Origin of the sequence: Pseudomonas sp., assembly GCF_026224925.1 — a bacterium.
Taxonomy (GTDB): domain Bacteria; phylum Pseudomonadota; class Gammaproteobacteria; order Pseudomonadales; family Pseudomonadaceae; genus Aquipseudomonas.
The window spans coordinates 1-6,273 of sequence record NZ_JAMFRV010000135.1; the positions used below are offsets into that span (position 1 = coordinate 1).

Below are 6,273 nucleotides of genomic sequence, written 5' to 3' on the forward strand. Positions count from 1 at the left end.
AGCGGCGGATAGGCAACCCAACCGGTACGGGCGAATTCGCCGATGCCCAGTGACAAGTTAACCAATACTGCACCGACAACGAACAACCAGAAGCTCAACGAGTTGAGGAACGGGAAGGCAACGTCGCGAGCACCAATCTGCAGCGGTACGACGATGTTCATCAGGCCGACCACAAAAGGCATCGCCATGAAGAAGATCATGATCACACCGTGCGCGGTGAAGATCTGGTCGTAGTGTTCCGGTGGCAAGTAGCCTTCACCGCCGGCGCTGGCCAGGGCCAACTGTGAGCGCATCATCAAGGCGTCGGCAAAGCCACGTAACAGCATGACCAATGCAACGATGATGTACATCACGCCGATTTTCTTGTGGTCAACCGAAGTCAACCATTCCGACCACAGATAAACCCATTTGCGGTTGTAGCTAATTAGAGCGATCAAACCCGCACCAATCAGCGCGATGACGGCCAGCGTCACCATCACGATCGGTACGTGTAAAGGAATCGCGTCCAGCGTTAATTTACCGAACATCTGTTACTCCTCTGCCCCGGCAGCCGAATGCTTAGTCATATCCATACCCGTCATTTCGTTTGCTTCACCCGCTTCATGCTTCATGCCGGTGCCTTTATTCATGCCTTCATACTTGTCGATGATGGTCTGAAACAGATTTGGCTGAACGGTGGCGAAGTACTCAACAGGGTGTTTCACGCTAGGCTTGGCGAGCTCATTGAATTGCGCCAGGTCGAGCTGGTTTGGTGCTTTCTTGGCGGCAGCAACCCAAGCGTCGAAATCAGCCTGTGAAGTGGCGTATGCCTTGAAGTTCTGATCGGAGAAACCTTCGCCGGTCAAGTTGGCCGCGACGCCGTTGTACACATGATTCTCGTTGGAGATCAGGTGCAGCTTGGTCTCCATACCGGCCATGGCGTAGATCTGACCGCCCAGGCCTGGAATGAAGAACGAACCCATGGTCGCGTCGGAAGTGATCCGGAAGTTAACCGGAACGTTCGCCGGGAACTTGATCTCGTTGACCGTAGCGATGCCTTGGTCCGGGTAGATGAACAACCATTTCCAATCGATCATCACGACTTCGATGGTCACCGGCTTGATGTCGGATTCCAGCGGTTTGTAGGGGTCGAGCTCGTGGCTGGATTTCCAGATCAGGATGCCCAACGCGATCACGATGATGGTCGGAACGCCCCAAACGATCGCTTCAATTTTATTCGAGTGCGCCCAAGTCGGAGCGTAGGTGGCGTTGGTGTTCGAGGCGCGGTATCTCCAGGCGAACCAGAAGGTCATGACGATCACGGGCACGACGACCAACAACATCATCAAGGTAGCGGTAATGATCAGATTCTTCTCGTCGATGCCGATCTGTCCTTTCGGATCGAGAACGGACATACCGCAACCACTGAGCGCGAGCGTGCTCAAAAGGGCCAAGAAGCCAAATAATCTGGGGTACCTTTTTCTACTCATCTCACGACCTCTAAAGCAGCTTGCGCAGTCAGTTGGATTTCGAACACCAACACTTCACCCTGCCGGTGTTGGCGTATTTTTTTGATCTGAATAAGGGCCTGCCAGAACAGCCCGATGAGCTGATCGACAAATCCGAAACTATCTGTGGTTTCTTATTTGAATGGTGGCAACGGCCTGGTTAGCAGACCAATTCCATTTGGTGCGGGTGTTCTGAAAGGTGCCAGAGCCTGACGTCGGCGCAGTCTACATAGGGAGCGTAGAGACGCTGCTGACATCTTTCTTGCCTTGGCCGGTTAATGCTGGCGATTGTAGATATGTAAGCTTTTATTGACTATGACTTTTTTAGCAACAGTTCATATCGAATCCTGCAAAAATCAGTTGCAAAGCTTTATCCAGCACACGAAATCGCCTCAATTTTTGTAAAAAAAATCGAGGCAATTACGTTCGGTTTTTTGCGATTAGCGACCGCGACGCCGATTGCGCAATATTCCCAACGGCACCAAAACGAGCGTTAACACAAACGCTACGAGCGCCCATTGCGCCAACGATAGTCCGAGTATTGGCGGATACGCCGTGGTGCAAAAACCATCAACCTGGAACCCCAACGGGAACAAATAGGCTAACGGCAAGCCGTCGACTATAGGTTGCAAAACATCGATACCGCAGCTCTCGGTCGGGTGCGCAAGGATGTACGCATGGCGCCCAGCAACAACAGCGCCGCCCAGCGCGCTGAGCATCACTAAGCCCTCAAACACCGTAGTACTGCGGCGTCCCGGCATTGCAGCGCCGATAAACGCGAAGATGGCGATGAACAATAATGCATAGCGCTGCAGGATGCAGAGGGGGCACGGAGCCTCTTCTAACACCACCTGCATGTACAAAGCTCCACCAATCATCGCGAGGCAAATTACCCCAAGCAGCACCAGAAATTTCTTCTCACGCCTCAGGCACATCAAATTGTCGCTCATCCCTTTACCCTTTGAATGGTGTGGCAAGAGTGTAAGGGTTCAACGGCTAAATCGCCCGCGATAATCGTGAGCAATCAAGACTCATTCAAGGGCAATACCACTGTACGGATGAATCGAGTTTCCCAAAAGTTTTGTTAACTTTGGATACACCTCTTCGAACTCTTTTCAGGCCTGCCTGCGACCATATGCCGCAACTCACTAACCGGCTTTTTGTTATTCCAGCGATGAGGCCGGACCAAAAAATTCATAACGGCTTTGATGCTCTGGAACACCTGCTGCTTTTAATTGGCGCTTCATTGCAGCCATGAAACCTTTCGGACCCAAAAAGTAAGCATCCACGTCACGCTCTTGCGGCAACCACTGCTCCAGTTGCTGTTGATCGAGCAAACCGACCGCGTGCGCTGCAGGGCTGACGCCATCATCTTCGTCGTAGCAGTAAAAATGCTTCAACTGCGGGTGGCGCTCAGCCAAGCCATTCACCCAATCGCGAAACGCATGCACCCCGCCATTGCGCGCGCAGTGAATGAAATGCACTGGCCGCGATGTCGCCAATGCGCTCTCAAGCATCGCCAACGTCGGCGTAATACCCACGCCGCCACTGATCAACACCAGAGGTTTTTGGCTATCAGACAGAGTGAACTCACCCGACGGAGTGAATAAATTGATGCTGTCACCTACGTGAAGGTGGTCGTGCAGGTAGTTAGAAGCGACGCCATTGGGTTCGCGTTTAACGCTGATGCGGTACTGGTTGCCATCAGCGACGGCCGACAGTGAATAGTTGCGGCGCGTCTCCTCCCCCTTAATAAACAGCTGCAAGCCGATGTACTGGCCCGGGGCGTAATTCAGGACGGGACCGCCATCTGCTGGCTTGAAATAGAACGAAGTGATCTCGGCGCTTTCATCAACGCGGCGTGCGACGTTAAACGCCCGCGCCCCACGCCAACCACCGATGGCTTCGGCTTTTTCCTCGTAAATCGCTCGCTCAGAGCCGATCAAGATGTCGGCCAACTGTTTATAAGCATTGCTCCAGGCTTGCAAAACTTCCGGGGTCGCGATGTCGCTGCCCAGGACTTCCTCGATTGCGCGGATCAAGCAGGTGCCGACGATGGGGTAGTGGTGCGGCAGAATCTGCAGGGCAACGTGCTTATTAATGATCTTCGCCACCAGATCGCCCAACTGCTCCAACTCATCAATGTGCCTGGCATACATCAACACGCCGTTGGCCAATGCGCGAGGTTGGTCACCGCTGGCCTGGTGAGCCTGATTGAACAGTGGACGAACCTCAGGGTATTCGCGCAGCATCATTTGATAGAAATAGGTGGTCAGCGTTTCCCCACCGCTTTCGAGCAGTGGCACGGTGGATTTAACAATGGCACGATCATGAGCATTCAACATGGGAGACTCCGAGCCGCGAGGCTTTTAATGGGCTGCTCCAGACATATCAGCTTTCGTGCCATCTTATTTACTGTTATAAATCAAACAGTTGAAAATATAAAGTCAAAATGACTCAGCCACTCATGTAGTCATAAAGACCTTGAGGAGTCTTTATGACTTCACGATTAGAACACTGCGCGTAGTTCAACCGTACAATTGCCCCTCAAGCCAGCCCATTGCAAGTCGATAACCCGACATCGAAGCTGTTCGCCGCTCCTGTGTAGCGACGCCTTTAATTCCAGAAGGTTGATATGTCATCCAATAATGCCCGCGCAGACTCACTCTCGCTGCTGCTGTTTACCTTGCGCAGCGGCAAACTGATGGCGATCAACCTGCTCAAAGTCAGCGAAATCATTCCCTGCCCTGCCCTCACCCGGTTGCCTGAGTCCCATCCTCACGTGAAAGGAGTGGCCATTTTGCGTGGCGCGTCCCTGTCAGTGATCGACCTCAGTCGCGCGATCGGTGAGCAACCGTTGGCGGACCCGTCGGGAGGTTGCTTGATCGTCACCGACGTCAGCCGCTCCAAGCAGGGACTTCATGTTCAAGCAGTGAGCAAGATTGTGCATTGCCTGACCACTGACATCCGACCACCACCCTTTGGCTCGGGCAACAGGTCATTCATCACCGGTGTTACTCAGGTCGACGGTGTGCTGGTGCAGGTGCTAGACATCGAGAAAGTCATTCATGGTATTGCGCCGGCGAAAATCATCAACGAACCTGCTCGCTTGAGCGAGGAGGATGCATTGGTGTTGGCCAAGGCCAAAATCCTGGTGGTCGACGACAGCCAAGTTGCGTTGCAGCAATCGCTGATTACCCTGCGGAACTTGGGGATTCAATGCCACACCGCCCGCAGTGCCAAAGAGGCTATTGACCAACTGCTTGAACTGCAAGGCACCGCAGAGCAAATCAATGTGGTGGTGTCTGACATTGAGATGTCGGAAATGGATGGCTACGCATTTACCCGAACGCTGCGCGAAACACCGGACTTTCAAGACCTTTACGTGCTGCTGCACACGTCTCTGGACAGTAAAATGAACAGCGAAAAAGCCAGCGCGGCGGGTGCAAACGCCGTATTGACTAAGTTTTCTTCACCCGAGTTGACCAAATGCTTGATTCAGGCGGCCCGCACGGTCGAGGCCCAAGGACTCTAAATGAAGGCGTTTCAAAAGAAGCGCCAACCACGCTGAGTCAAGACTCCCCGCCGTACTGCTGGCTCATGCGGCGTGACTTACGTCACGTAGATGCCCCACGCCCGTGGCCGGGCAACCACCGCAGAGTTGCGTTCAATTCCGACATAGCGCCGCAGTTGCACGCGCTATTGGTCAGCGGTTATCAACAGGGTGGCGGCAGCGTGCCAGCTTACGACGCCTGGCGTCCCTCGGCTGATACGGGCCCGGAGTCCGATCCGGCATTGTGGATTATTACCGCTGATGACCACGGGCTGACGGGCGCGGCACACTGCTGGACCAGCGCCTTCATCCGCGACCTGGTGGTGAATCCCCGTGCCCGGCGTCAAGGCTTGGCGCTCTGCTTGCTCAGCCATGCTTTTTATAAGTTCCATTTACGTGGTGAGGCCAGTGTCGACCTCAAGGTATTGGAGAGCAATCACGCGGCGCGGTTGCTGTATGAAACATCTGGCATGGGTTATATCCAGCGCACCATGGCTGACTGAGGGCTTCCCCCGGACCTGTCTGCCATAATCCGGCGCTCGAACGACACCGCTGAAAAGGAAATCCACATGAAAACATCCCTGTTATTGCTCGCAAGCCTTATGGTCGCCGCCGGCCAAGCGTATGCATCCGGTGACCAGGCATGGAGCGATTTGGACAAAGCGGTCATCGACAGCTGTGTGAAGGCCAGCCAACTCAAGAACGTCAAACCCGCCGGCACCGCTGCGTTGTTCGATGACAGCGTCGGTTATAACGCGCTTCTGCTCAAAGGCCACTACCCCCAACCGCACATGAAAAACAAAGTCGGCACCGAGCTGTGTCTGTATCAGCGCCAAAGCAAAAAAGCCGTGGTGATTGAATGGGACTCGATGAGCACCTTGCCGAAGAAGTGATTGTTGGCTCAGTTCGCCCTGTAGGACCGAACTTGTTCGGGAAGCAAGCGACGCGGTATATCAGGCAGACCGCGCCGTGGCCTTCTCGAACAAGTTCGCTCCTACAGAATCTGCGAATTACCCCAAGTCCAGGGCCACGCCGAGAATCTGTGGGACCGAACTTGTTCGGGAAGCAAGCGACGCGGTACATCAGGCAGACCGCGCCGTGGCCCTCGCGAACAAGTTCGCTCCCACATGTCAGGCAGACCGAGGCGCGGCACTCCCGAATGAATTCGGTCCCACGGAGGTGAACCATATCTCGTGAAACCAGCCATAGCACCTTTGCTGCAATGGCGTACAA

At 54.2% G+C, this 6,273-nt stretch carries 7 protein-coding genes; 3 read left to right on the forward strand and 4 right to left on the reverse strand.

Features of this window, described 5'->3' with window-relative positions; all coding sequences use genetic code 11:
* The 4 genes from M0974_RS05985 to hmpA all read right to left on the reverse strand — a co-directional run.
* On the reverse strand, window positions 1-527 hold a 527-nt coding region (locus tag M0974_RS05985; RefSeq protein ID WP_297834012.1), incomplete at its 3' end, for a cbb3-type cytochrome c oxidase subunit I.
* 3 nt (window positions 528-530) lie between these two features.
* Window positions 531-1,469: a ubiquinol oxidase subunit II gene (gene cyoA, locus M0974_RS05990; protein WP_297834014.1), complete on the reverse strand. Its 939-nt coding sequence runs from the start codon at window positions 1,467-1,469 to the stop codon at window positions 531-533.
* A gap of 458 nt (window positions 1,470-1,927) precedes the next feature.
* Window positions 1,928-2,437, reverse strand: a complete 510-nt coding sequence (locus tag M0974_RS05995; RefSeq protein ID WP_297834016.1) for a disulfide bond formation protein B — start codon at window positions 2,435-2,437, stop codon at window positions 1,928-1,930.
* A 213-nt stretch (window positions 2,438-2,650) separates the two neighbouring features.
* Entirely contained in the window at window positions 2,651-3,832 is a 1,182-nt protein-coding gene (gene hmpA / locus M0974_RS06000) for an NO-inducible flavohemoprotein (RefSeq protein WP_297834017.1), read from the reverse strand.
* A gap of 290 nt (window positions 3,833-4,122) precedes the next feature.
* Between hmpA and M0974_RS06005 the strand changes: the two genes are divergently transcribed.
* From M0974_RS06005 to M0974_RS06015, 3 genes are all read left to right on the forward strand, one after another.
* On the forward strand, window positions 4,123-5,022 hold the full coding sequence (locus tag M0974_RS06005; protein WP_297834019.1) for a chemotaxis protein: 900 nt from the start codon (window positions 4,123-4,125) through the stop codon (window positions 5,020-5,022).
* Window positions 5,023-5,087: 65 nt separating this feature from the next.
* Window positions 5,088-5,543 carry an N-acetyltransferase gene (locus M0974_RS06010; protein WP_297834021.1) on the forward strand — a complete coding sequence of 152 codons (456 nt, stop codon included), beginning with the start codon at window positions 5,088-5,090 and terminating at the stop codon, window positions 5,541-5,543.
* 66 nt (window positions 5,544-5,609) lie between these two features.
* The gene (locus M0974_RS06015; RefSeq protein ID WP_297834023.1) at window positions 5,610-5,933 is read left to right on the forward strand and encodes a hypothetical protein; all 324 of its coding nucleotides are present in this window, start codon (window positions 5,610-5,612) and stop codon (window positions 5,931-5,933) included.
* The last annotated feature ends 340 nt before the right edge of the window (window positions 5,934-6,273 follow it).

Coding starts and splice junctions, on each gene's coding strand:
- cyoA (WP_297834014.1), bottom strand. CDS start 1,469: ATGAGTAGAAAAAGGTACCCCAGATTATTTGGCTTCTTGGCCCTTTTG.
- M0974_RS05995 (WP_297834016.1), bottom strand. CDS start 2,437: ATGAGCGACAATTTGATGTGCCTGAGGCGTGAGAAGAAATTTCTGGTG.
- hmpA (WP_297834017.1), bottom strand. CDS start 3,832: ATGTTGAATGCTCATGATCGTGCCATTGTTAAATCCACCGTGCCACTG.
- M0974_RS06005 (WP_297834019.1), top strand. CDS start 4,123: ATGTCATCCAATAATGCCCGCGCAGACTCACTCTCGCTGCTGCTGTTT.
- M0974_RS06010 (WP_297834021.1), top strand. CDS start 5,088: ATGCGGCGTGACTTACGTCACGTAGATGCCCCACGCCCGTGGCCGGGC.
- M0974_RS06015 (WP_297834023.1), top strand. CDS start 5,610: ATGAAAACATCCCTGTTATTGCTCGCAAGCCTTATGGTCGCCGCCGGC.